The following is a 23,674-nucleotide window of genomic DNA, read 5'->3' on the forward strand; positions in this document are numbered from 1 at the left end:
TCTCCGGTTCACGGGGTCAGAACTGATCGGCGTCGAGCAAGTACAGCGACTCGCTGCCGGCCTTGACCGACGCGGCCAGCGAATGAACGCGTGGCAGCAGGCGGGCGAAGTAGAAGCGCGCTGTGCCCAGCTTGCTGGCGTAGAAGTCGTCCTGCGTTTCCTTGCCCACGGCTGCCTTGGCCATCAGTGCCCACATGTAGGCGTAAGCGGTGTAACCGAAGGCGTGCAAGTACTCGACCGACGCCGCGCCGATTTCATTCGGGTTGTTTTTCGAACGGTCGAGCAGCCACGCCGTGAGTTCGTCGAGGTTGTCCAGGGCGCTGTTGAGCGGCTTGGTGAACTCCGCGAAGTCGGCGCAAGCGGTGGCAGTGAAATGGCGAATCTCGTCGGCAAACAGCTTGTACAACTCGCCTCCGGTGCCCACCACTTTGCGTCCGACCAGGTCCAACGCCTGAATGCCGTTGGTGCCTTCGTAGATCTGGGTGATGCGCACGTCACGCACCAGTTGCTCCTGGCCCCATTCGCGGATGTAGCCGTGGCCGCCGAAAATCTGCTGGCCGTGAATCGTGGTCTCCAGCCCCATATCCGTGAGGAACGCCTTGGCCACCGGCGTCAGCAACGCCACCAGGTTTTCCGCGCGCTTGCGGGTCGCGGCGTCTTCGCTGAACTTGGCGGTGTCCAGTTGCATGGCCACGTAAGTCGAGAAAGCACGACCGCCCTCGTTCGCGGCTTTCATGGTCAGCAGCATGCGCCGCACGTCCGGGTGGACGATGATCGGGTCGGCCACTTTGTCTTTGCTCTGCGCGCCGCTCGGCGAACGGCTTTGCAGCCGGTCACGGGCGTATTCAACGGCGTTCTGGTACGAACGCTCGCCCGTGGCCAGGCCTTGAATGCCAACGCCCAGGCGTTCGTAGTTCATCATGGTGAACATCGCCGCCAGGCCCCTGTTCGGCGCATCGACGATCCAGCCCGTGGCACCGTCAAAATTCATCACGCAGGTGGCGGACGCCTTGATCCCCATCTTGTGTTCGATCGAACCACAGGACAGCGCGTTTCGCTGGCCCAGGCTGCCATCGGCATTGACCATGAACTTCGGCACCAGGAACAGCGAAATGCCCTTCGGCCCCGCCGGGGCATCCGGCAGTTTGGCCAGCACCAGGTGAATGATGTTCTCGGTCAGGTCTTGTTCGCCGCCGGTGATGAAGATCTTGGTCCCGCTGATCTTGTAGGAGCCGTCGGCCTGAGGTTCGGCCTTGGTGCGGATAATCCCCAGGTCGGTGCCCGCGTGGGGTTCGGTCAGGCACATCGAGCCAGTCCAGGTGCCGGCGTACATGTTCGGCAGGAAGGCGGACTTCAGTTCTTCGCTGGCATGGGCCTTGATCGCCAGGCAAGCACCGGCGGTCAACATCGGGTAGAGGCCGAAAGACAGATTGGCGCCGTTGACCATTTCCTCGACCTGCGCGCCGATCACCTTGGGCATGCCCATGCCGCCGTAGGCCGGGTCACCGCCGACGCCGCCCCAGCCACCCTCGGCAAAGGCGCGATAGGCCTGGGCAAAACCATCAGGGGTGGACACTTCGCCGTTGTGCCAGGAACAACCTTGCTCGTCGCCACTGCGATTGAGCGGCGCGATCAGTTCCGCACTGATCTTGCCGGCTTCTTCGAGGACTGCGTTGGCGGTTTCTTCATCCACCACCTCGGCCAGGGCCGGCATCGCCGCCCACAGGCGAGAGACGTTGAAAACTTCGTTGAGGACGAACCGGATATCGCGCAGGGGTGCTTTGTAGTCAGCCATATTTGAATACTCAGGCAATGTCAGGGCATTCAACCTGCCCTGGTCAATGGAAGTGCAAAAAGGTTAATGGTTTGCGTCAACAAGCTCCGCCGTTTGCTCCTTGGTGCTTACGGGTACGGGGGCGATGTTGCGCAGCAGGAAACTGGACAGTGCCGGGATCAGGATCAACGCACCGAGCATGTTCCAGATGAACATGAAGGTCAGCAGGATGCCCATGTCGGCCTGGAACTTGATCGGCGACCAGGCCCAGCACACCACCCCCGCCGCCAGGGTGATACCGACCAGTCCCACCACCCGGCCGGTGAAGGACACGGCGTTACGGTAGGCCTGTGCCAACGGCATGCCCTGGTGCTGGTAATGCAACTGCACGCTGAGCAGATACAGCGCGTAGTCGACACCGATCCCGACCCCCAGCGCGATCACCGGCAGCGTCGCGACCTTGACGCCAATCCCCATGATGACCATCAGCGCCTCGCAGAGAATCGAGGTCAGTACCAGCGGCAGCAGCGCCACCAGCGTGGCACGCCAGCTACGGAAGGTGATCAGGCAGAACAGCGTCACTGCTGCGTACACGTACAGCAGCATCGTGTGATTGGCCTCACGCACGACGATATTGGTCGCCGCTTCGATACCGGCGGTGCCGGCGGCCAGCAGGAACTGGCGGTCCGGGGTGCTGTTTTCGCGGGCGAACTTGTCGGCGATAGCGACCACCGCGTCCAGCGTTTGGGCCTTGTGGTCCTTGAGGAAAGCGATCACCGGCATCACCGAGCAATCGGTATTGAACAGCTCCGGAGCATTGACCGAGGCCTGCTGCGCCGCGTAGTTCAGCACGTTCTGGTTGCGCTGGATGCTGTTGAGCTTGGGGTTGCCCTCGAACGAACCGGCGGTGATCTGCCGGACCGCATTGACCAGCGAAGACGTCGCTTGCACGCCCGGGTATTGCTGCAACTCCCAGGCCAGGCGGTCGGCCAGAATCAGCGTCTGATAATTCAGGCAACCTTCAGGCGGGGTCTTGATCATGACCGCGAACAGATCGCTGGACAGCGCATAGTGGCTGGTGATGTAGGCGTTATCACGGTTATAGCGCGAGTCGGCGCGCAGCTCCGGGGCGCCGCTGTCGAGGTCGCCGATCTGCAGGTGTTGACTGACCATGAAGCCGGCGATCCCCAGCGCCACGGCGCCGAGCACGATGCCCGTGGCCCACTTGCGCGTGGTGAAGCGGTCGAGAAAATCCCACAGCTTGCCGAAGCCGCGGCTCTCGTCGGCACGGGTGTCGATCTTCAGCGCTCGCTCCGCGGCCTTGCGCCCGACACCGATGTAGGACAGCGCCACCGGCATCAGTAGCAGCGAGGTGAAGATCAACACCGCCACCCCGATACTGGCGGTAATGGCCAGGTCCTGAATCACCGGAATGTCGATCAGCATCAACACCGCGAAACCCACCGCGTCGGCCAGCAACGCGGTGACCCCGGCAATGAACAAACGGCGGAAGGTGTAGCGCGCCGCGACCAGCTTATGGGTGCCACGGGCGATGTCCTGCATGATGCCGTTCATCTTCTGCGCCGCGTGGGAGACACCGATGGCGAAAATCAGGAACGGCACCAGCACCGAGTACGGATCGATGGCATAGCCCAGCCAGGCGACGATGCCCAGTTGCCAGACCACTGCGGTCAGCGAACAGAAGATCACCAGCAGCGTGCTGCGGATGCAACGGGTGTACAGATAAATGATGACGAACGAGGTGACCACGGCCAGGCCGAAGAACATCATCACCTGGATCAGGCCGTCGATCAGATCACCGATCAACTTGGCGAAACCGATCACATGCACCTTGTACTTGCCGGTGCCTTCTTTTCCGGCCTTGCGTGCGGCGCTGTCACCGGCGAACTCAACCTTGTCGCGCAGTTGCTGCTCGAGGGTCTGGGCGAATTGGTAGTAGTTGATGCCATGGCCGGTGGCCGAGGCAACGTCCAGTAATGGCACCACCAGCATGCTCGATTTGAAGTCGCTGGCCACCAGACTCCCGACGAGGCCTGCACGGTTGATATTCTGGCGCAGCTTTTCAATGTCCGACGGCGAGCCCTTGTAGTCATCGGGCATTACCGGGCCACCCTGAAAACCCTGCTCGGTGACTTCAGTCCAGCGTACCGACGGGCTCCACAGCGACTTCATCCAGGCACGATCGACGCCTTCGGTGAGGAACAGGTCGTCGTTGACCTGCTTGAGCACGGCCAGATACTCAGGGTCGAAAATATCGCCCTGGGTGTTTTCCACCACCACCCGCACCGAGCTGCCCAGGCCGCGCAACGATTTGCGGTTCTCGAGGAAGTTCTGAATGTAGGGCTGGCTCTGTGGAATCATTTTTTCGAAGCTGGGGCGCAGCTCCAGACGAGTCAGCGCCATGTAACCCAGCAGCAGGGTGACGATCACCATGAACAGCATGAACAGCGGACGGTGATTGAACACCCAGCGTTCCAGCCGGTTGCCGGAGCGCTGATCGAAGTCACGCAAATCGCGGATCACCGGCATGGTGTCTTGCTTGATGTTGCCCATGTCAGGGTACTCGCTCTAATTGATCCAGTTCTTATTCGACGCGAAGTGCACGCACACCACGACTACCCACCAACACCAGCGAGCCATCGGCGGCCAGCGTGGCACCTGCCACGGGGGATTGACCTTGCTGCGGTACCAGTTGCAACTGCGTACTGCCTTCCTGTTCCACCAACATGTGACCGGCCTGAGTGAACAACCGGTAATTGCCTTTCGCGTCCAGCGTGGCGGCGGTGATATTGACTGGCAGCCCGGCGTTCAACTCACTCCAGCTCTTGCCGGCATCGACACTGCGAAACACATGTCCGCGCAGGCCGTAAGCCAGCACTTCACCTGGCTTACCGATAACGCCGAAAAAGCTGCCCTGATAAGGCGTTTGCACGGCCATGAAATGCTGGCTGGACTCATCCCACTTGAGCAGCAGGCCCTGTTCTCCTGCGATGTAGAGCGCGTCACCGGTGGAGGCAATGGCTTCGAGGTGCAAACCTTGCGGGTTTTCTGTGCGGTCTTCGAAGGGTGTCCAGTGCTGACCGCCGTCTTCTGTACGCAAGATCAGGTTGAACACACCGACTACGTAGCCGAGTCTGGCGTTGGCGAACCAGACGCCCAGCAGCGGTTTGTCGGCGCCCTCCTCGACCAGACGCTGGCCTTCGCTGACGAGCTGCGCCCATTGTTCGTTGCCTGAATCGGCACTGGCCAAGTCACCGTAGTGTTTGACCAGCAAGGCACCGATTTGACGACCATCGAGCTGCTTGCTCCACGTCGCGCCGGCATCGCCGCTGTGCAGGACCACACCATCGTTGCCGACCGCCCAGCCTTGTGTTGCTGTAGGAAAACTCACGGCTGTCAGGTCGGAACTGACCGGTACAGCAGCCTGCTGCCAGCGCTTGCCAGCATCATCGGAATAAAGAATGTGGCCACGCTGGCCGACAGCAACCAGTCGCTCTCCCGCGCGGGCCACGTCCAGCAGAGGGCTGCGCACCGCCAGGGCACTGGCCTTGGCTGGCAGGTCCAGCACGTCAACATAGCCGGCCGCTTGGGCAAGTCCCTGCAACAGTGCCAGCGTGGCGCCCAGCACCAACGACACGCACTTTTTGTACGAATACATACGGCGTCCTCATGAGGGAACTGCGCTGGGGCACGAACGTGCAACCCAGCGTTGAAATCAGGCACCCCTGGACTCTCGACTCGGCGCCGAGAGTTGTCCGGTCACACTGCCGGGGAGGCAGTGGACCAAACAGGCTCTGTGTCACTTTGTGCTTAGCGAATACCGGCGCCCGCCAGGGACTCCGGCGACCACTGCACCTTGGAGAGCGGGTCAACGTACTTGATGCCGCCGTACGGGCCTACCACGCCATTGATGTTGTAGGAGCCGCCGACCAGATCGTAAATCATGAAGGGTGTAGCGTCCGGGACTTGCTTGTCATAGCTCTGGCTGAGGAAAGCGAAGGAGCCACGGTACAGCTGACCACGTGCGTCGTATTCGTCGGAGGCCAGAGCGGTCCAAGTGTCTTCATCCAGGTAGAAACGACGCTTCTGGTAGACGTGCCGTGCGCCAGCCTTGAGGTTGCCCTCCACGACCCAGACGCGGTGTTTTTCCCAGCGCACGAAGTCGGGTGCCAGGTGGTTGGGGGTGGTCAGCGACTTCGGATCCTGGGCATAGGTCAGCTTGTAGGTGTTGTACGGCACGATCATTTCTTGCTTGCCCACCAGCTTCCAGTCGTAGCGATCCAGCGCACCGTTGAACACGAAGACATCGTCATAGGTACCGGCGCCGGCAGTACCCGGGTTAGGCGTGTCGTAAGCCAGGTCCGGTGCCAGTTTTACCCGACGTTGACCTGGCAGGTACTGCCAGGCGCGACGCGGCTGTTGCAGAGGGTTGGCGGCGTCCTTGAGCATGACCGACTCGCCCGCCCGGCGCGCAGGACCGGTGTAATACAGCTTCATCTGATAGTAGATGTCGCTGCTGCTGATGGGCTTCGTCAGGTTTTCGTAAATCGGATAAGCGATGAACGCTTCGCCAGTGATCGCCAGGCTCGGTACGCCCGCCGAATCGACGTTCCAGGAGTCATACTTGGAGTTGATGCTGACGCCCTGATAGCGCAGCAGGAAGTTCCACATCGCCTCGGCACCCGATTGCGGGATCGGGAAAGGCACGCCGGGCAGGACGTTATCGATGGCCAACCCGCCCTCGAGCGACTTGGCACCGCTGGCGTTTTTCAGGCCATTATCCAACACCGCCTGAGGCAGTGCTGCAGTGCGGTGGGTCGGGTACACATTGATGTGATAGGTCGGAAAACGCTTGGCCAGCTCCGCGGTGGTGGCCGTCAGCAACCCCTTGTATTGATCGACGTTCTTGCCATCGATCACCTGCAGCGGTTTTTCACTGGCAAAAGGGTCCGGACGCATGCTGTCGCCGGGTTTGAAGTTGGCCGGAGGGGTGGTCAAGCCACCGGTATACGCCGGAATGGAACCGTCGGCATTAGCGGCCTTTTCGGCCCCGACCTGGGTCAGGCTGGTGCCGAGTCTGGTGGCCTCCTGAGCCGATACGGCGGCCTGCGCATGAGCGGCGAAAGCCATGGCCAGGGATGCGGCCAGCAACGTGTGCACGAATTTCATCTTGTTATTCTCCTGCTTACCGGGGTAAGCCATTCGTGAATCAGAAAGTGGTTTTCAATGTCAGGTAAACAGCGCCACGATCCGCAGTGGTTGCGCCGGCACCCGAGAACGACGAGTAGCCACCGCCATAACACGCGTAGTTTTCGTTACCGCTGAAGGCGTTCGGCGTGGAGCCGTCGCCACCTTTTGAACCTGTGCTCACGCCGCTGACGTTGCACTTGTCGGTCTGGCCGAAGGAGTCCACATACTTCAGATCGACAAAGTATTTGTTGTAAACAATCGCGCCGACGCCGACGGCATAGTTGCCAGTGTCTTTCGCACCGCCGCCGCTGACCGGTGACACGCCAGCAAGCCCCGCATTGACCGATATCGGCATGTTCAGATCGACACCAGGGAATACCTGGTACCAGGTCGGCGTGAAGTTGACCGCAATACCCCAGTTGTCGCGAGTCGGCTTGTCGATGCCCTGGTAGCTGCCATTACCCTTGTAGAGCGCGGCATTCTGGCTATCGAGGTGAAGCAGGTTGCTGTAATAGAGTTCGGTGAGCAGGGTTGCCTGATCGAACACTGGCGTTTTGGGAAGGGTCATCAGGCCGTTGAGTGTCCAGTGCAACGTCTCACCGGTGGCGCTCAAGTTGCCATTGCTGGGGATTTCATTGACAACACCGGTGTCCGCCGTACGCGCGGGCAACAGGCCTAGCCCCTGACCCAGACCGTACGCGTTGCTATTGACGACGATTGCCGGGATGCTGGCCAGTGGCATGTTTTCGCGGATGTTCAGGTCCGAGCCAACACTCACGCCGCCCACGTCCTTCGACAGGCTCAAACCGAAAATATGAATATTATCGGCATAGGCCATTTGATAGGTGGCGGTGCTCAGCGAGTTAAGCGTATTGGCGACGCCCTGCACCTGCCCCGCTGCGGTCTTGAAATTGGGCACAGTCCCATTGGGGTTAGCCGAAGTGATACCGGTGGCGTTGATCCACGCCTGCGGCAAAATATCCGAGGTCTGGCGGTAGTAGACGCCCAGTGTCCCGTCCAGCCAGGCCGGCGACCATTTGGCCATGACGCCCCAGTCTCCGCTGTTATCCGGCGTCAGGTCGTGACCGCGACGCACGTTGGTCAGACCATTGCAAGGCGCCAGTCCACATCCCAGCAAAGGGGTACCCGAGGGGGCATTGGTGTTGCCCAGCAGAAAGGACTGCGCACCGGTACCCACCAGATCGGAGCCGCCATAGTAGGTACCCGCCTCGGGCAGGCGGGCGGCATCCCAATGCATGAAGTACTGAGCGCCCAAGGTCAGCTCGGGATTGACGGTGAAGGTCATCGAGAGTTGATTACGCGGAACGAACAGTTCCTTGGCCTCGGTACCCGGCGAAGCCGCCAGCTTGGCAAGGTCCAGGCCCGACTGACCGTAGCTGATCGAATGCACCGGGTTCAGGATGGTCTCACCCCAGAACACGTTGTGCTGACCGGCCTTGAGACTGATCTGCGACTCATCGCCTACTTCATGGTTCCAGAACACAAAGGCGTCGAGAATTTCCCCGGACGGACCACTGTAGTAGCGCTGGGCATAGTTGCTCAGGTGCGGACTGCCGTTGCCGACGCCGGGGTTGACGCGACTACCGATCACAGGGCGCGTGTCATTGTTAACCAGCCCGGAGGTCGAGCCATTGCCATTGACGAAGGGATTGGAACTGGAGCCAATGTCATCATAGGCCTGGTCGTACCAACTCGCGGCACTGACGCGAAACCCCTGCTTGCCCTGGTTGACCACATCCAGCTCGCTCAGCACGTCAAGGCGGTTGGTGATGTTGGTGCCGCCCTTGCGAAAGTTGTAGTCACCGTCGTTGTTGTTCGGCGTCCCCAGCATGCGCTTGTCGGCGTTTTCGGTCCGCACGCCGTAGTTGTACTTCACGGTGTTGTCAAAGCGCACCGACCAGTCAGGGTTGCCGGTATCGATTTCGACCGCCTGGGCCACCGGCATCGAAGCAGCCAGAATGGCCAGGGCCAACAGACTGCGACGTGAAGGGAGTGTGTGGCTGTGACTCTTATTGTTATGCATTACATTGTCTCCGCCATGTTGTACTTGTTTTTAAGCGCAGCTTTCCTTGCACAGGCCCTGGTGAAGGGTCTGCGTTTTTCTCACAGGTTAGAGCAGGTGCCGGACACAACACGTCCGGCCAGGTGCCTGACTAGCGATCCAGTTCCAGGATGAGGGCTTCGGCTTGCGGCCAGTGGCCAAAGCCCGAAGCGGGATTGAGATGGCCGACTTCGCCGAGGTTGAGCAGTTCGCTGCCCCAGTTGCGGGCCATGCGGGTGACGGCATCCAGACTGGCCAGGTGATCATTGGTGCTGCCCGCCACGATGCTGCGAAACGGCAGCGCACCGGCAGGCAGAGGGTCCCAGCCGTTGGCTTTGAGGGTTTCAGGGGATGGGTAGTTTGTTGGCCAGGTGGCATTGAGGTCCGGCGGCGCGGCCAGCAGCGCGCCCTTGATCGAGCCGCTGTGTCGGGCGGCCCAGTGGGCAACCATCAGCACGCCCGCGCTGTGGGCGACGAGAATCACCGGTCCGTCGATTTGCTCCAGTTGGTGCTGGATCGCCCGGACGCGGGCGGCGCAATCCAGTTTGTCGGTTTCAAGTGGCGGAACGCTGCGTACGTTGTTCAACCGGGCTTCAAGCAGCGTTTGCCAATGCTCGGCAACGTGGTCGCGCAGACCCGGTACAATCAGAACGGTAGCGGCGGTTTGCAGTTTGTTCACTTGAACACCTCACCTTCTCGGTAGCTCGCCTGGCTGTATCGCCAGCATCTTTTTGTAGTACCGACATTAAAGAGCCCCCACCCGCTATGCTTTTCATTTGACGACACCGACTTTTCTTTTGATGACACCGCATTGGCGCCTGGTTGATGGTCGTGAACAAGCCAAAAAACGCGGCTTCAAAATCTTTTCATTTCATGATGTGCTGGATATAGTCCGACCCGCTCAATTCCATCGAGACGCTCCAGGGAAGACCTCTGCATGACCAAGCTCGTTCGCGCCGCTGTCTTGACCAACTACCTGGATGTGGCCCATTACCTGGGGTTCAATCCTCACGATGTGCTGGCGCAGGTCGGCCTGAGCAAGGCCCGTCTGCTGGCCCCCGAGCAACGCATTCCGATCGATTCAGCGGTGCGCCTGCTGGAGCTTTCGGCGGCCGCCACCGGTTGCCAGACCTTCGGCCTGAGCATGGCCGAGTCGCGTCAACTCTCGGACTTTGGCGTGGTCAGCCTGCTGCTCACGCATCAGCGCACGCTGCGTGATGCGCTGCAGGTGCTGGTGCATTACCGTCACCTGATGAACGATTCGCTGGCCATCTTCGTCGAGGAGGCCGGCAAGATGGTGATCATTCGTGAAGAGGTGGTCACCGAGTCACCGATGTCCTGCCGGCAAGCCAATGAGCTGGCCATTGGCGTGATGTTCCGTCTGTGCGCGGCCCTGCTGGGGACGCATTGGCATCCATACGGCGTCAACTTCACCCACCAGGCTCCGGATAACCTGCATCTGCATCGCCGCCTGTTCGGTTGCAACCTGGAGTTCGGCAGCGAATTCAACGGCATTGTCTGCCCCGACGCCAGCCTCGACATGGCCAACCCCCATGCCGACCCGGCCATGGCGCGTTACGCCCAAAGCTACCTGGATTCGCTACAGAGCCACGAAGGACCGTCGATGCTGTTTGAAGTGCGCAAGGCCATTTACCTGCTGCTGCCAATGGGGCGCGCCACGATCGAGCAAATTGCCCAGACCCAGGGCATGAACGTACGGACCCTGCAACGTCGCCTCAAGGATGATGGCTGTGCGTTCAACGACCTGATCAACGACGTGCGTCGCGATCTGGTGTTGCGCTACCTGGAAAACCCCAATTACTCGCTGAGCCGAATTGCCGACATGCTGGGCTACTCCATGGCGAGCTCGTTCACGCGCTGGTTCATCACCCAGTTCGACATGCCGCCAGCGGCCTGGCGTGCAACTCACAAGCCCGGCAGCGCAAAAGCGCCGACGGAGACGACACCCTTCCTCGCCCCGAAAAAAACCTGAACCTCTGGAGATCAAACTGCGGGCGCTGGCTTGCCAGCGAAAGCAGCCTGGAACTTAACGCAGCCCTCAAAGGCCCTTTCGCCAGCAAGCCGGTGCCTAGGATTTCGCAGCAGCCTCCAAATAAAAAAACGGCGACTGCTGGTACAGTCGCCGCAAAAAAACCGGTGCTTTTGACGCCGGTCGAGCGCTGCACGGCGTTGGAGTGAACACAGTGCGACGCCACTTGCTGAAAGCTGTTGCGTGCGCCGGGGTTACGCTCCCCAGTGCAGCAACAGCAGCACAAGAACCACCAGGAACACGGTCTCTCCCACCATCAGGAGAATCGGCTTGATACCGACGGCGGCCAGTTCCTTGAGTTGGGTTTTCATGCCCAGGGCGCTGATGGAAACCACCAGGCACCAGCGAGACAGCTCATTGACCGCCCCCTGCACCGCCGGGACCACCCAGCCGGTGCTGTTGATGCAGGCCAGTATCAGGAAGCCAACGGCGAACCACGGCAGCAGCGGCGGCCGTTTGCCAGTGGGATCGGCGCCTTGCATGCGGGTAATCATGGCGGCGCTGACGATCACCGGCAGCAGCATGGCGACGCGCATCAGCTTGACCACTGTGGCCGTATCGCCGGTCTCGGTCGACATGCTGTAGCCGGCACCGACGACCTGAGCCACGTCATGGATGGTGGCCCCCAGGAACACGCCGGCCACCTGTGGCGACAAGGCCAGCCACTTGGCAATCATCGGATAGACGATCATCGCCAGGGTCGACAGCGCCGACACCCCGATCACGGTGAACAAGGTGGCGCGTTCTTTCTGCGGATGGTTGGGCAACGCCGCCGCCAGGGCCAGCGCCGCCGATGCGCCACAGATCGCCGTGGCCCCGCCGGTGAGCATGCCGAACAGGCGCTGGAACCCCATGGCCTTGGCCGCGACCACCGAGACGCTAATGGTCACGACCACCAGAATCACCACCAGGGCCACCGGTTTCCAGCCCAGCGCGGCCATCTGTTCCAGGGTGATGCGCATACCGAGCAGTGCCACGCCAATGCGCAATACGCTACGCGCGGTGAATTCAATGCCGGCCTTGCAGGCACCGTCGCCCGACAGGAAGTTCAGCGCCATGCCCAGCAACAAGGCGAACAGCATCACCGGCGCACCGTAGTGCTCGGATAAAAACGACGCGGCCGCTGCCACGATCAGACTGACAATGAACCCCGGTGCCAATTCGCGGGTGCGGCTATGGATACGGGTAAGAGCAATGGCGCTCATGGCACGGACTCCTCGGAAATGATGATGAACGCCTGGCCGTCGATGATCTCGACCGGGTAGTTAGTGACCTTGACCTGGGTGGAATTGAGCAAGTAGCCGCTGAGCAGGTCGAAGCGCAGGCCGTGGGCGCAGCACTGGATCACTCGACCCTCCAGGCGCCCGCCACAAAGCGACGCGCCCTGGTGCGGGCAGCTGTCGTCGATGGCGAACAACTGCCCGTCAACGTTGAACAGCGCCAGGCTTTTGTCGTCGAACTCGAACAGTGCACGGCCACCGGCCTGAGGGTGTTTGCCGGCAGGTACGGGGATACGCCTGGTCATGCCGGTTGCCGCTCGCGATCACTTTCCCTGAGCGCTTCACTCATGGCCCCGAGCAACGCCTGCGCAGGTTGTGCACCGATCACCGTCAAACGGCGGTCGAACTGAAAGCTCGGTACGCCACTGGTCGCATCGGGGGATCCGGCGAAGGGCGTCGCATCGCCTTTCAGGCAATCGAGCAGGCTGTCCGGATCGACGCCGCAGGAGCTGGCAATGGCGAGCAACGTGTCACGGCAACCCAGGTTTTCGCCTTTGCGGAAATATCCGGCGAACAGTCGTTCGAGCAACATTTCACGCTGGGCGACATTGCCCAGTGCGCTGGCACGCTCGAACAAACGATGGGCATCAGCGGTGTTGGGCATGGTCTCGATACGGCTGAAGTCGATGGTCAGCCCGACCGCCGAGGCAGCCTGCCGAACCTGAGCCTGGCGCATGGTCACGGCATCGGCATTGCCCAAGCGCTTGCGATAGAAATCGGCGAAGGGCTCACCTTCCACGGGCAAATGCGGCAGCAACTGCACCCCGTGCCAGACCGTGGTGATCTGCACATCCGGGTTGCGACTGCGAAACTGCACTTGCGCATGCTCCAATTGGCGTTTGCCGATCAGGCACCAGGGGCAGATAAAATCAAAAAACACATCAATGGATAAGCGACGACTCACAACTTCACCTCTAACCCGGCTGCATTGACGGGATCAGGCACGCGCTGACCCTGAAGGCGGGCAATATCTCTGTGGTAATGACACTTGGCATAAAAGAACACCGCAGCTGCCCCGAGGCTGACCAGAGGCACCCACTGAAAGGCCGCCTGCAGGCCGATCAGGTCGGACACCCTGCCGGTGATGAACGGCCCCGGCGCCAGGCCGAGCATGTTGTTGGCCAGGGTCAAGGTGGCGAACGCCGTGCCATGCACCGAATAGTGGGTCAGGTTGGCGACCATCGCCCCGGCAGGACCGGTGGTGCCGGCGGCAATCAACATACCGAGGCAGATCAACGCCAGTTGCACAGGCCCCGCCGGCAGGGCGAACGCCGCCGACAACAGCAGGCAACTGCCCAGGCAATAGCCAATGGCCAGGGCCACCTTGCGTTCCGGTGATTGCCGGCACAGGCGATCACTGAGCATGCCGCACAGAATCATCCCGGCGCCGCTGCACAGCACGATGATCGCCGCCATGCCCCCGGCCTTGTCCGTGCCCATTTCGTAGTAGCGATTCAGGTAACTGGGCATCCATACGATCACGGTGCCGCCGACGAACAGCTGCAAGCCGCTGCCGACATAGGTCGCGATCACCGAGCGGCTGGAAAACAACGTGCGCAACGGTTGCTTGACCTTCGCGGCCGCCAGGGTCGCAACGCGCTGCGGAGCAATGCGTGCTTCCTTGACGATGATCGGATACAGCACCGCCAGCAGCAGGCCAAACAGCGCCATGCCGGCAAACGACCAGCGCCAGCCCAGCTTGGCAGCGATGGCTCCGCCCAACGCCATGCCCAACACGGAACCGAACATGCCGCCGGCCATGAAGGCGCTGGCCAGGGTGGCTCGCATGTGTTTGGGAAACACGGAAATCACTACGGCGATGCCGACACTGCCGTACGCCGCTTCACCAACTCCGACCATGAACCGCGCAATGAACATCTGCGGGTAATCCTGGGCCAAGGCACAGCCCAGCGTGGCCACACTCCACAACAGCGCCATCAGCGCGAGGCTTTTGACCCGGCCGAAACGATCCGCCATCAACGACAGGGGAAACGTCAGCAGGCCGACCATCAGGGCTACAACGCCACTGAGCAGGCCCAGTTGTCCATCGCTCAAGGACCACTCGCCCTTGAGCATCGGGAACACCGCGTTCAGTACCTGACGCGACATATAGTCGGAAATCAACAGGCCAAACGTCAGTGCAAAGACGATCCAGGCATATTTGCGCGCAACGCCGACACCACTGCAGTCGTCATCGTCCGCGGCGATTGGATGAAAGGCCATGCAGCCTCCTCAAAGCTTCGTTTTATTGTTGTTATCAAGCGTGTTGCATGCAGTGAGCGAGAGACCATCGGCCTCTCGCCGCCACTGCCGGTCAGCCGCGCTGCGGCACACCTTTCTGCCCAACCTTGCGGTTGGGGGCCATGCCGTTGGCCAACAGGGTTTCTTCGATGCTTTGGTATTGCACACCGATGCGATAGATCTCGCGGGCCTCTTTACCGGTCGCGATTTCGCGCCCCAGTTCATGGGCGATGCGCACGGTTTGCTTGATCTGCGCCACCGAGCCGAAGCGTTCACCCTTGTGATCAATGATAGTGTCTTCGTTGCCCACACGCGGGTGCATGCCCATGGACATCGCCATGGTGTTGAACGGCAGTACGTTCTTGAGCAGCGACTCGGAGGTCAGGGTGCAACCGTCCGGAACACGGTGGATGAAGTTGAAGAAGTTGAACGGGTTCGGGCCGTCGAAACCGCCACCGATGCCGATCCAGGTCAGGTTCAGGGGGCCCTTGTAGATGCCCTTGCGTACCAGACGCTCGAGGGTTTCATAGGCATGAATCCCGGTCAGCTGGAAGTGCGGCTGGATGCCGTTCTCCGTGAGGCGCTTGAGGTGCTCGGCCACCCAGGCTGGACCGGCCGGCACCGTCATTTCGCTGTAGGCCGCCTGGAACAACGGATTGGCCAGGGAGGTGCCTTCCAGGTATTCCGGATACAGCAGCTCCATGATGTTCATTTGGGTGGTGTTGATCGCCACCGTCACCTGATCCGGTTTTGGCGTCAGCTCGGCCAGCATGTGGCGCGTATCGTCGGACAACCACTTGGCCGCTTCGCCATCGCTTTCAGGGGCGAAGGAAATCGAGCCGCCGACCTGGATGATCATGTCCGGCACGGCTTCGCGCACACCGGCGATCAGCTCGTTGAACTTGGACAGGCGCTTGGAACCCTTGCCATCCAGTTCGCGTACGTGCAGGTGCAGAACGGTGGCACCGGCTTCGTAGCACTCGACCGCTTTTTGCACTTGCTCATCCATGGTCAGCGGGATGTCTTCGGGGAAGTCTTCCGGCATCCATTCCGGGCCATACGGGGCCACGGTAATGACGACCTTTTCCATGTTTTCGGGGTGTAGGGAATCGTCGAAGAATTGCATGGTTGCTCTCCAGTTCTTATGCCAGTTCTTATGATTGTCCCGCCCACCCGGATTCGTTCCGGGCAGACGTGTTTACGAGTGCGTATGCAGAAGGGGTCGATCAGTAAGTCTTGTCGCCCATGATCCCGGCGCGTTCCATCTTGCGATGGCACGGCGGGTAATCCATGACGGCGTAATGCTGGGTACTGCGGTTGTCCCAGATGGCAACGCTGTTGGGCTTCCAGCGCCAGCGCACTTGATACTCGGGGATGTACGCCTGGCTGATCAGGTAACGCAGCAGCTCGCTGGCGCCAGGGTTGGCGTCCTGGCCGAAACGCACCCGCTCGGGGGTGTGGAAGTTGCTGAAGTGGGTGGTGAAGGCGTTGACGAACAGCACCTTCTCACCGGTTTCCGGGTGGGTACGCACCACCGGGTGCTCGGCGTCCGGATACATGGCTTTCAGCGCCAGGCGTTTTTCGATCGGCATGGCCGCGCCGAAGCTCGCTTCGATGCTGTGGCGCGCGCGCAGGTCGGCAATCTTCACCTTCACGTCATCGGGCAGGTTGGCGTAGGCCTCGACCATGTTCGCCCACATGGTGTCACCGCCGACCGGCGGGCACTCCACGCAGCGCAGCACGCAACCCATGGGCGGTGCTTCGCGCCAGGTGGCGTCGGTGTGCCAGGCGTTCTCGTAGCGGTCCATCGGCTGGTCGGGGTTCTTATAGATCTGCACCAGGCCGGGGTGATCCGGATCACTGCCAGCCACTGGATGATCCTCCAGTTCGCCGAAGCGACGGGCGAACGCCACGTGCTCGGCGCGACTGATGTTCTGGTCGCGCAGGAACACCACACGATGGGTGAGCAACTGGGCCCGAATCTCGGCGAAAAGACCATCGTCATGGATCGCGTCGGCGAGGTTGACGCCGATCAGTTCCGCACCGATGTTGCAGGTCAATTGTTCGACTTTCATGGCAGCGAACTCCCTTAAATGACGAAAATCGACGAGCCCGTGGTCTTGCGCGATTCCAGGTCCCGGTGGGCCTGAACGGCATCCTGCAAGGCGTAGTGCTGGTTGATCTCGATTTTGATCCGGCCATTGCCGACGTGGTCGAACAATTCACCGGCCAGGGCCGCTTTTTCCGCAGGGTCGGCGATGTAGTCGGCCAGGGCCGGGCGGGTCAGGTACAGCGAGCCTTTCATCGCCAGCATGACCGGGTCGAATGCCGGGATCGGGCCGGACGCCGTGCCGACGCAGACCATCAGGCCGCGACGCTTGAGCGAATCCAGCGAGCCCATGAAAGTATTCTTGCCGACGCTGTCGAACACCACGTTGACGCCGACGCCGTCCGTCAGTTCGCGAACGCGCTGGGCGACGTCTTCATGACTGTAGTTGATGACATGGTCGCAGCCGTGGGCCCGGGCTATTTCACCCTTGACCTCGGTGGACACGGTGCCAATCACGGTCAGGCCCAGCAGCTTGGCCCACTGCGAAACGATCAGGCCGACCCCGCCCGCTGCAGCGTGCAGCAAAATGCTGTCACCGACCTTGAAATCGTAAATGCGACGCATCAGGTACGACGACGTCAGGCCGCGCATGGTCATCGCCGCGGCAGTTTCGAAACTGATGGTTTCCGGGAGTTTGATCAGCGGCGCCGCCGGGATCAGGCGCTCGGTGCTGTACGCCCCCAAGGTGTTGAGGAACCCGGTGTAGGTGACGCGATCACCCACTTGCACGTTGGTCACCCCTTCGCCGACGGCCTGGACCACGCCGGACGCTTCGACACCCATGCCATTGGGCAGCGGGATCGGGTAAGTGCCATTGCGAAAGTAGGTGTCGGCATAGTTCAGGCCGACCGCCACGTGACGAAGACGAACCTGGCCTGGGCCCGGGTCGCCGACTTCGACCTCTTCGTAACGAAGAACGTCGGGACCACCGGTTTCGTAAAAGCGAACGGCTTTGGCCATTTTTTCTTATTCTCCAATCTGCGATTTTGGCGAGTGCGTCGAATTGCGCTGATTGGACTGTAGGTCTCCGGCGCCGTCATCGCTTCTCATCAGACGACAACGGCTTTTCATTTCATGACAGGTGTCGGTGGCCACCTTGAAGAATTGCTCCAGCCATTACGGCGATGCGAGCGTCCCTGCCGTCTGCTTCGTTCAGTCCGTCATTTTGACTGTTTCGGCTCCTGCGCAGGGGCCGAATACCATTTCTCCCTCGGCACCCACTTCGCTTCCCCCGGATCGCCAAAATAGTGCGGCGACATGATTTGCACGCCGTACTCGTTGAACACATCCTGGATATTGGCGTGCAGCATGCTGAGCAACTCGGCACGGGTACGCGGTTGGCTGGGGATGGCCTGGGCCACGAGGCGGTACTCCGGGTAGAAGTCCGACAATGCGGTCTGAAACACCTGGGGCGTCGGCACTGCAAGGACCCCGGTGGTGCGTCTGGCGGCTTCCAGCAGCATGGCTTCAACCTGTCGCCAAGGCGTGTCGTAGCCGATGGTCACCACTGTATCGACCACGTAACCGTCGCCCTGCACGGTTCGCGAATAGTTCTTGGTGACCGAGTTGGTGATCATCGAGTTGGGCAAGGTCAGCAACTCGCCCAGGCCGGTACGGATGCGCGTGGTGAACATGCCCAACTCCGTCACCGTACCTTCGTATTCACCGATACGCACGAACTCCCCCGGTCGCAGGGTGCGTGTGTAGGTCAGAATCAGCCCCGACGCCGCCTGACCGATCACACTGGTGGCGCCCAGGGAAATCATCAGGCCGATCAACACCGACAAGCCCTTGAATGCGTCGGTGCCCGCCCCTGGCAAATACGGATACGCCATGGCCAATGCAAACAACCAGATCGCCAGGGACATCAGCCGGGTGGTCGGCTGCAAGGTTTCCTGGTTCAGCCAGTTGAAGATGCCGGGGCTGGCCAGGCGTCGCAACACTCGCTTGCTGAAGGCGCTGACGCCTCGGGCGATGAAGAAAATCATCAGGGCCACGCCCAGTCCGGGAATGGCGCTGATGATGCTTTGGAACAGGTAGGTCACGATCTCCAGCAGGTAGTTATTGAGGCTTTCTCCCCATGGCCGGGTGTAGGGAAAACGCGACAGGACAAATCCCAGCCACTCGTAGGTCAACAGCAACACCACCAGCCAGCGCAGAAACCACAGCACACGGCTGACCAACAGGTAGAGGAAATTGGCATCGATGAGCTGGACGCGCCCCACGCTCAACGCCTTGGTGTGCCGATCCATCAACTCCGGGAGCTTATTCAGCATTTTTCGCCGCAGGTAAACCATGACCCACAGCAGCGCAAGGTAAAGGGTGGTGGCCAGCGTCACGGCGATCAACGCCCTGAGAATCAGTCTCAGGCTGCGCGCTTCCTGGGTCTCAGCGACCACCAGGCGCAGGTTTTGCGCCGCTTGCTCGGCGGTCTCCTGGGTTGACGCGGCACCCTGGGTGTCAACGTCTTTGGGGGCCACAATGAAAGCGCGCCTGACCCCTAACAACACCAGGTAACTGTTCTGGATCGGATCAATGCTGACGGTCAGATCGTCGGCTTCATCCAGCGCCTCGCGGATCACCGCGCTGGCGCCCTTGACCCGCGATTGCGGTGGCTCTCCGAGAACCGTCGCACGGAACACAATGACACTGCGGTTGGCCACTTTGAGCTCCGCGGGTGCATCCGGGGCCTTGGGCGGATCCTCGGCCCGCAGAGGCACCGTGCTCAACAAACAGAAAACGGCGATGACGGCTGTGACTAACCTGTTGCGCATGCTGGGTTCCTTTCCGCACAGGTTTCAGGGTAATGGCTGATTTTCGTCCTGGGGCCGATCCTCCACCCACTGCCAGAACAATTGATAGCCGACCGCAAGCGCCACCGGGCCGATGAACAAGCCGAGGATGCCGCTGGTGACCATACCGCCCAGGGCACCGATCAGTATCACCGGCATTGGCACGGCGACCCCGCGCCCCAACATCAAGGGTTTGAGTACGTTGTCCACCAGGCCCGCAACGAACACGTAAATGGCGAACACGATAGTCGCGGTACTCGGACCTTCAGTGGCGAACACATAAACGATGACCGGGATGGTGATGAGCGTCGCCGGCAATTGCATGATCCCCAGCAACAACACCCCCATTGCCAGCAGTCCGGCGGCGGGCACGCCCTTGAAGACGAACCCCAGGCCCACCAGCAACATCTGGATGAAGGCGATGCCGACCACCCCGAGCGCCACGGCCCGGATCGTCGCGGTGCACAGCGCGGCGATACTCGGGCCTCTGTCCGGCCCGCTGAAACGCGAGGCGATCTGGATCGCGCTGCGGCGGCCGGCTTCGCCGTAGGCCATGAAGATGCCGGCGATGATCAGGGCGAAGATGAAAATGAGAAAACCCATGCCGATTCCGGCCAGTTTGCTCAGCAGCCCGAGGCTGACGCCTTTGATTTGCGGAATGTACTTCACGGTCAGGCTTGGCAAGTCGTTGGCTGCCTGCAACCAGAGGATCGATATGGGTTTACCCACCAGAGGCCAGGTGGCGACGGATTCGGTCGGCGGGGGAATTTGAAAGCCCTGGGTCTTGACCATGTAGATGGTTTGCTGGATCGAATCTACCACCGAGGAACCCAGCAGATAGACCGGTACCATCAGGATCACGATGGCGGCCAGCACGATCAGGGTCGCAATCAATCCGTCCTTTTGTCCAAGCGACCCCCTGAGCCGAGTTTGCAACGGGTAAAGCGTGATCGCCAGGATCAGCGACCACAGCATCAAGTCGCGAAACGGTCGGAAAATCTCGAAGCAAAACAGCACCATCACGACAATCAGCCCGGCGCGGATCAACACATCAAGCAGGCCGCCGGACAAGGTTTTCACTGTAAGCGGTGTGGGCACCATTGCTGTCTCCTCGCGGTTCGCCGTGAAGTGGGCGAATCTGTTAGCCCAGCATAGACGCACATTGCACGGCGCGAAGGATCAACGCAGCTTCAGTGGATCGACCATGTTCGCCGCAATGGCCATGCCCACCAGGTCCGGCAACGTGTTGGCCTGCATGCGTTTCATCACCCGCGAGCGATACAGGTCGACAGTCTTTGCACTGACGCCCAATTGCTCGGCGATTTCGCGGGTGGTGTAACCCTGCACCAGAGGCAACATGACGTCGCGCTCCCGTGGCGTCAGCGTGAGCAAACGTGCCTGCAAGGCCTGATTGCCGGACCGCCGCGTGGCGCAACTGCTCAGTGCCTGCTGCACGCTGTCCAGCAGCAACTGCTCGTTGTAGGGCTTCTCGATGAAATCATGGGCGCCCGCCTTGAAGGCCCGGACCACGATCGGCACATCGGCGTGGCCGCTGACGAAAATGATTGGCAGGTTCAGTTCACGCACGCGCATTTCTTCCAGCACGTTCAACCCACCCATGCCGGGCATGCGCACGTCGAGAATCACACAGGCATCGAGACTGGCATCGCAGGCATCGAGAAACGCCACACCGCTGGTAAACGGCAAGGCCTTGAGACCGACCGACTCCAGCAGCCACACCGTTGAATCGAGCATGCCCTGGTCATCGTCGACCACATACACCACGTGCTCCGTCACACCTGACATTGCGTTATTCCTGTTGTTGTTTTGTTGGACCGGCAAGCGGCAGGCGGCAACACATCAGCAGCCCGACAGGCTGGCGCCGGGCCTGCAGATCGCCACCGAAACCCTCGATGATGCTGCGGCTCATGGACAAGCCGAGCCCCAGGCCCTCGGCCTTGCTGGTGTAGAACGGGGTAAAGATCTGCTCCAGTTCGGGCTCGCTGACACCCGGCCCCTGGTCTCGCACACTGATTTCCACGCTGGCGCCACTGCCCTGCTCCACCGCCATCACGATCAACGAAGGCTGACCGGGATGTTGCTCGCGGTTGGCGTCGATCGCGTTGCGCAGCAGATTGAGCAACACCTGCTCAAGCAACACGCGGTCGGCGTAAACGGGCGGCAGATTATCCGGCAGTCGATCCTCGATTGTCACTTGGCAATTGCTCGCCTCCCAGGCACACAAACGCACCGATTCGCGGGCGACGTCGGTGAGGTTCAGCGCTTGCATGCGACGCTGCCCCTTGCGCAGAAACCCGCGCAGACGCCGGATTACTTCTGACGCATGAGTGGCATGGTGGGTAATGCGTTCCAGCCCTTGCGCCACTCTGGCAGTTGCCTGGGGATTGCTGCCCAGTGTCTGCAAATAGCGTTGGCTCGCATTGGCGTAATTCACCACGGCAGCCAGTGGCTGGTTGATTTCGTGGGCGATCCCCGAGGCCAGTTCACCCAGCGTCACCAGCCGCGCGGTGTGCGCCAGCTCATCCTGATGACGACGTTGCTGCGCTTCGCGCAATTCACGTTCGGTCATGTCCCGTGCCACCAGCGAATAATAGCGCTCGCCGCCGGCGCTACGGTGCGCCAGCAACACCAGCGAAACCGGCACCGAGGTGCCGCCGCCGGGTGGCTGCAAGCGCGAATCGGTGCTCCAGACGCCATCGCGTTCAGCGCTGCTCCAGCCGTCATGTTGCAGGCGCGCCAGGTCGGCACTGGCGAACAATCCTGCGAGGGCCGGCATCGCTTGTTGCTCATCGATGCCGAGAATGCGCCGCGCCGCCGGGTTGAGGTAAGTGACTTGACCCTCGGAATCGATGAACAGCACCGGGTCGATGTTGGCCTCGACCACTTCGGCCAGGCGGCGCTTGTTTTCCTCGGCCTGCACCCGCGCCGTGACGTCCCTGGAGACGCTGACCACTTCGACCACTGCACCGGTGTAAGTCTCGCGGATGGCCCGGCTGGCGGTTTCGAACCACAGGTAATGCCCGTCGCGATGGCGAATGCGATAGGTCATCGTGTGATATCCGTCCTGTTCCAGCGCATCCCGCGCCCGCTGAACCAGATTGGCCAGGTCCTGGCCATGGAACAGCCCCTGGGCCATTTGCCCGCGCAATTGCTCGGGCCAGTAGCCGAGCAACGTCCAGGACGCGGGCGAGGCATCGAGAAAACGCCCGTCCGGCGTGTGCCGGGAAATCAGGTCGGTGGTGTTTTCGATGATCAGCCTGTACAGCCGGCGTGCGGTGGTCGCTTCCCGTTCTGCCAGCACTTGAGTCGTGGCATCGCGGCAACGGGCGAGCACCCGGTTGTCCTGCGGATCGGGGATGAACGTCCAGATCAGTATTTGCGCTTCGAACCGGGCCTCGACACCTTCGATGGCGCGTTGCTGATCCAGGCACGCGCGCACCAACACCCGATGATTGACCGGTAAAAAGCCCAGCACATCAGTCAACGGCTTTTCGCCGAGCAAGGCCAACAGCGCCGCGTTGAATTCCAATGGTCGACCCTGGGCATCGAGCAACAGGCTCGGTTGCGGATCGTGGCCCAGCAAAGGTGAGCCGCGCAGCATCCCGTTGACGCTGCTGAGCAGGGTCGTCAACACATCCTGCACCCAGCCGAGCCAGTCGAGACTGACCCCCTCGCACACCTCCACCAGCAACAACCCTGCCTGGCCCGGTTGCAAGGCCAGATCGAACACCTGGCCATGGCTGATGGCGGCGCGACGCAATCGGCCCGACAACCAGCAGTCGAGTTGACGGACTTGGGCCAGATCCAGGTGCCCTGCTTCGACCAGGCGTTCAAACAGCAACTGATCGCTGGCCAGCGCCGGGTCGCCCAGCCCCGGCGGAAAGTGCTGGGCCGAGCCTTCGTGGCTGTAGATCCGCGCATCGGGCTGCCAACTGAGATAAACCGCGCGCTGCACTTGCGGGCAATCCTGAAGGGCACGGCACAACGCATCGGCGCGGGCAGCCAATGCCACGCCTTCGCGTTGCAGGCGCAACCAGCTGTGCAATCGAACGGGAGTCAGGCTCATCGCGGGTCCACTTTGTGAGGAAAACCAAGGATATACCGGGTTTAGACGTCTGGCGGCATTCGATTAG

The 23,674-nt window shown here is 61.1% G+C and carries 18 protein-coding genes; 1 reads left to right on the forward strand and 17 read right to left on the reverse strand.

Annotated features, from left to right (window positions below; genetic code table 11):
* Nucleotides 1-16 precede the first annotated feature (16 nt).
* From ACVWYU_RS04250 to ACVWYU_RS04275, 6 genes are all read right to left on the reverse strand, one after another.
* Entirely contained in the window at nucleotides 17-1,795 is a 1,779-nt protein-coding gene (locus ACVWYU_RS04250; RefSeq protein ID WP_457372002.1) for an acyl-CoA dehydrogenase C-terminal domain-containing protein, read from the reverse strand.
* A 63-nt stretch (nucleotides 1,796-1,858) separates the two neighbouring features.
* Entirely contained in the window at nucleotides 1,859-4,348 is a 2,490-nt protein-coding gene (locus ACVWYU_RS04255) for an efflux RND transporter permease subunit (protein ID WP_457372003.1), read from the reverse strand.
* 31 nt (nucleotides 4,349-4,379) lie between these two features.
* Nucleotides 4,380-5,453 (reverse strand): WD40/YVTN/BNR-like repeat-containing protein, encoded by a 1,074-nt coding sequence (locus ACVWYU_RS04260; protein ID WP_247257074.1) that lies wholly within the window; start codon nucleotides 5,451-5,453, stop codon nucleotides 4,380-4,382.
* A gap of 152 nt (nucleotides 5,454-5,605) precedes the next feature.
* Nucleotides 5,606-6,964, reverse strand: a complete 1,359-nt coding sequence (locus tag ACVWYU_RS04265; RefSeq protein WP_457372004.1) for a DUF1329 domain-containing protein — start codon at nucleotides 6,962-6,964, stop codon at nucleotides 5,606-5,608.
* Between the two features lie 40 nt (nucleotides 6,965-7,004).
* Nucleotides 7,005-9,029: a DUF1302 domain-containing protein gene (locus ACVWYU_RS04270; protein WP_090321604.1), complete on the reverse strand. Its 2,025-nt coding sequence runs from the start codon at nucleotides 9,027-9,029 to the stop codon at nucleotides 7,005-7,007.
* A 130-nt stretch (nucleotides 9,030-9,159) separates the two neighbouring features.
* A complete protein-coding gene (locus ACVWYU_RS04275) occupies nucleotides 9,160-9,726 on the reverse strand; it encodes an RBBP9/YdeN family alpha/beta hydrolase (RefSeq protein ID WP_090321601.1) in 567 nt (188 codons plus the stop codon).
* Between the two features lie 258 nt (nucleotides 9,727-9,984).
* Here ACVWYU_RS04275 and ACVWYU_RS04280 point away from each other — a divergent pair, with 258 nt between their 5' ends.
* The gene (locus ACVWYU_RS04280) at nucleotides 9,985-11,040 is read left to right on the forward strand and encodes an AraC family transcriptional regulator (RefSeq protein ID WP_457372005.1); all 1,056 of its coding nucleotides are present in this window, start codon (nucleotides 9,985-9,987) and stop codon (nucleotides 11,038-11,040) included.
* Nucleotides 11,041-11,291: 251 nt separating this feature from the next.
* On the opposite strand, the gene ACVWYU_RS04285 is transcribed toward ACVWYU_RS04280, so the two are convergent.
* From ACVWYU_RS04285 to ACVWYU_RS04335, 11 genes are all read right to left on the reverse strand, one after another.
* On the reverse strand, nucleotides 11,292-12,302 hold the full coding sequence (locus ACVWYU_RS04285) for a YeiH family protein (RefSeq protein WP_090321596.1): 1,011 nt from the start codon (nucleotides 12,300-12,302) through the stop codon (nucleotides 11,292-11,294).
* Nucleotides 12,299-12,622 carry a Rieske (2Fe-2S) protein gene (locus ACVWYU_RS04290; RefSeq protein ID WP_090321593.1) on the reverse strand — a complete coding sequence of 108 codons (324 nt, stop codon included), beginning with the start codon at nucleotides 12,620-12,622 and terminating at the stop codon, nucleotides 12,299-12,301. The genes ACVWYU_RS04285 and ACVWYU_RS04290 overlap by 4 nt, the downstream gene beginning before the upstream one ends.
* On the reverse strand, nucleotides 12,619-13,281 hold the full coding sequence (locus ACVWYU_RS04295; protein WP_248914909.1) for a DsbA family oxidoreductase: 663 nt from the start codon (nucleotides 13,279-13,281) through the stop codon (nucleotides 12,619-12,621). The genes ACVWYU_RS04290 and ACVWYU_RS04295 overlap by 4 nt, the downstream gene beginning before the upstream one ends.
* Complete coding sequence (locus ACVWYU_RS04300; protein ID WP_457372006.1) at nucleotides 13,278-14,600, reverse strand: MFS transporter; 1,323 nt, start codon at nucleotides 14,598-14,600, stop codon at nucleotides 13,278-13,280. Before ACVWYU_RS04300 ends, ACVWYU_RS04295 begins: the two co-directional genes overlap by 4 nt.
* A 91-nt stretch (nucleotides 14,601-14,691) precedes the next feature.
* On the reverse strand, nucleotides 14,692-15,744 hold the full coding sequence (locus tag ACVWYU_RS04305; RefSeq protein ID WP_247257081.1) for a BKACE family enzyme: 1,053 nt from the start codon (nucleotides 15,742-15,744) through the stop codon (nucleotides 14,692-14,694).
* 100 nt (nucleotides 15,745-15,844) lie between these two features.
* Complete coding sequence (locus ACVWYU_RS04310) at nucleotides 15,845-16,693, reverse strand: TauD/TfdA dioxygenase family protein (RefSeq protein WP_090321582.1); 849 nt, start codon at nucleotides 16,691-16,693, stop codon at nucleotides 15,845-15,847.
* A 14-nt stretch (nucleotides 16,694-16,707) separates the two neighbouring features.
* Entirely contained in the window at nucleotides 16,708-17,688 is a 981-nt protein-coding gene (locus ACVWYU_RS04315) for a quinone oxidoreductase family protein (RefSeq protein ID WP_247257082.1), read from the reverse strand.
* A gap of 200 nt (nucleotides 17,689-17,888) precedes the next feature.
* Nucleotides 17,889-19,502 (reverse strand): mechanosensitive ion channel family protein, encoded by a 1,614-nt coding sequence (locus ACVWYU_RS04320; RefSeq protein ID WP_457372007.1) that lies wholly within the window; start codon nucleotides 19,500-19,502, stop codon nucleotides 17,889-17,891.
* Nucleotides 19,503-19,526: 24 nt separating this feature from the next.
* Nucleotides 19,527-20,621, reverse strand: a complete 1,095-nt coding sequence (locus ACVWYU_RS04325) for an AI-2E family transporter (RefSeq protein WP_247257084.1) — start codon at nucleotides 20,619-20,621, stop codon at nucleotides 19,527-19,529.
* Between the two features lie 78 nt (nucleotides 20,622-20,699).
* Entirely contained in the window at nucleotides 20,700-21,326 is a 627-nt protein-coding gene (locus tag ACVWYU_RS04330) for a response regulator transcription factor (RefSeq protein WP_457372008.1), read from the reverse strand.
* A 4-nt stretch (nucleotides 21,327-21,330) separates the two neighbouring features.
* On the reverse strand, nucleotides 21,331-23,607 hold the full coding sequence (locus ACVWYU_RS04335; RefSeq protein WP_457372009.1) for a PAS domain-containing sensor histidine kinase: 2,277 nt from the start codon (nucleotides 23,605-23,607) through the stop codon (nucleotides 21,331-21,333).
* Nucleotides 23,608-23,674: the final 67 nt, after the last annotated feature.

This window comes from Pseudomonas sp. TE12234, assembly GCF_054061835.1.

Bases quoted from the DNA above. Each gene is read 5' to 3' on its own strand.
- ACVWYU_RS04250 (WP_457372002.1), bottom strand. From the start codon at position 1,795: ATGGCTGACTACAAAGCACCCCTGCGCGATATCCGGTTCGTCCTCAAC.
- ACVWYU_RS04255 (WP_457372003.1), bottom strand. From the start codon at position 4,348: ATGGGCAACATCAAGCAAGACACCATGCCGGTGATCCGCGATTTGCGT.
- ACVWYU_RS04260 (WP_247257074.1), bottom strand. From the start codon at position 5,453: ATGTATTCGTACAAAAAGTGCGTGTCGTTGGTGCTGGGCGCCACGCTG.
- ACVWYU_RS04265 (WP_457372004.1), bottom strand. From the start codon at position 6,964: ATGAAATTCGTGCACACGTTGCTGGCCGCATCCCTGGCCATGGCTTTC.
- ACVWYU_RS04270 (WP_090321604.1), bottom strand. From the start codon at position 9,029: ATGCATAACAATAAGAGTCACAGCCACACACTCCCTTCACGTCGCAGT.
- ACVWYU_RS04280 (WP_457372005.1), top strand. From the start codon at position 9,985: ATGACCAAGCTCGTTCGCGCCGCTGTCTTGACCAACTACCTGGATGTG.
- ACVWYU_RS04285 (WP_090321596.1), bottom strand. From the start codon at position 12,302: ATGAGCGCCATTGCTCTTACCCGTATCCATAGCCGCACCCGCGAATTG.
- ACVWYU_RS04290 (WP_090321593.1), bottom strand. From the start codon at position 12,622: ATGACCAGGCGTATCCCCGTACCTGCCGGCAAACACCCTCAGGCCGGT.
- ACVWYU_RS04300 (WP_457372006.1), bottom strand. From the start codon at position 14,600: ATGGCCTTTCATCCAATCGCCGCGGACGATGACGACTGCAGTGGTGTC.
- ACVWYU_RS04305 (WP_247257081.1), bottom strand. From the start codon at position 15,744: ATGCAATTCTTCGACGATTCCCTACACCCCGAAAACATGGAAAAGGTC.
- ACVWYU_RS04310 (WP_090321582.1), bottom strand. From the start codon at position 16,693: ATGAAAGTCGAACAATTGACCTGCAACATCGGTGCGGAACTGATCGGC.
- ACVWYU_RS04315 (WP_247257082.1), bottom strand. From the start codon at position 17,688: ATGGCCAAAGCCGTTCGCTTTTACGAAACCGGTGGTCCCGACGTTCTT.
- ACVWYU_RS04320 (WP_457372007.1), bottom strand. From the start codon at position 19,502: ATGCGCAACAGGTTAGTCACAGCCGTCATCGCCGTTTTCTGTTTGTTG.
- ACVWYU_RS04325 (WP_247257084.1), bottom strand. From the start codon at position 20,621: ATGGTGCCCACACCGCTTACAGTGAAAACCTTGTCCGGCGGCCTGCTT.
- ACVWYU_RS04330 (WP_457372008.1), bottom strand. From the start codon at position 21,326: ATGTCAGGTGTGACGGAGCACGTGGTGTATGTGGTCGACGATGACCAG.
- ACVWYU_RS04335 (WP_457372009.1), bottom strand. From the start codon at position 23,607: ATGAGCCTGACTCCCGTTCGATTGCACAGCTGGTTGCGCCTGCAACGC.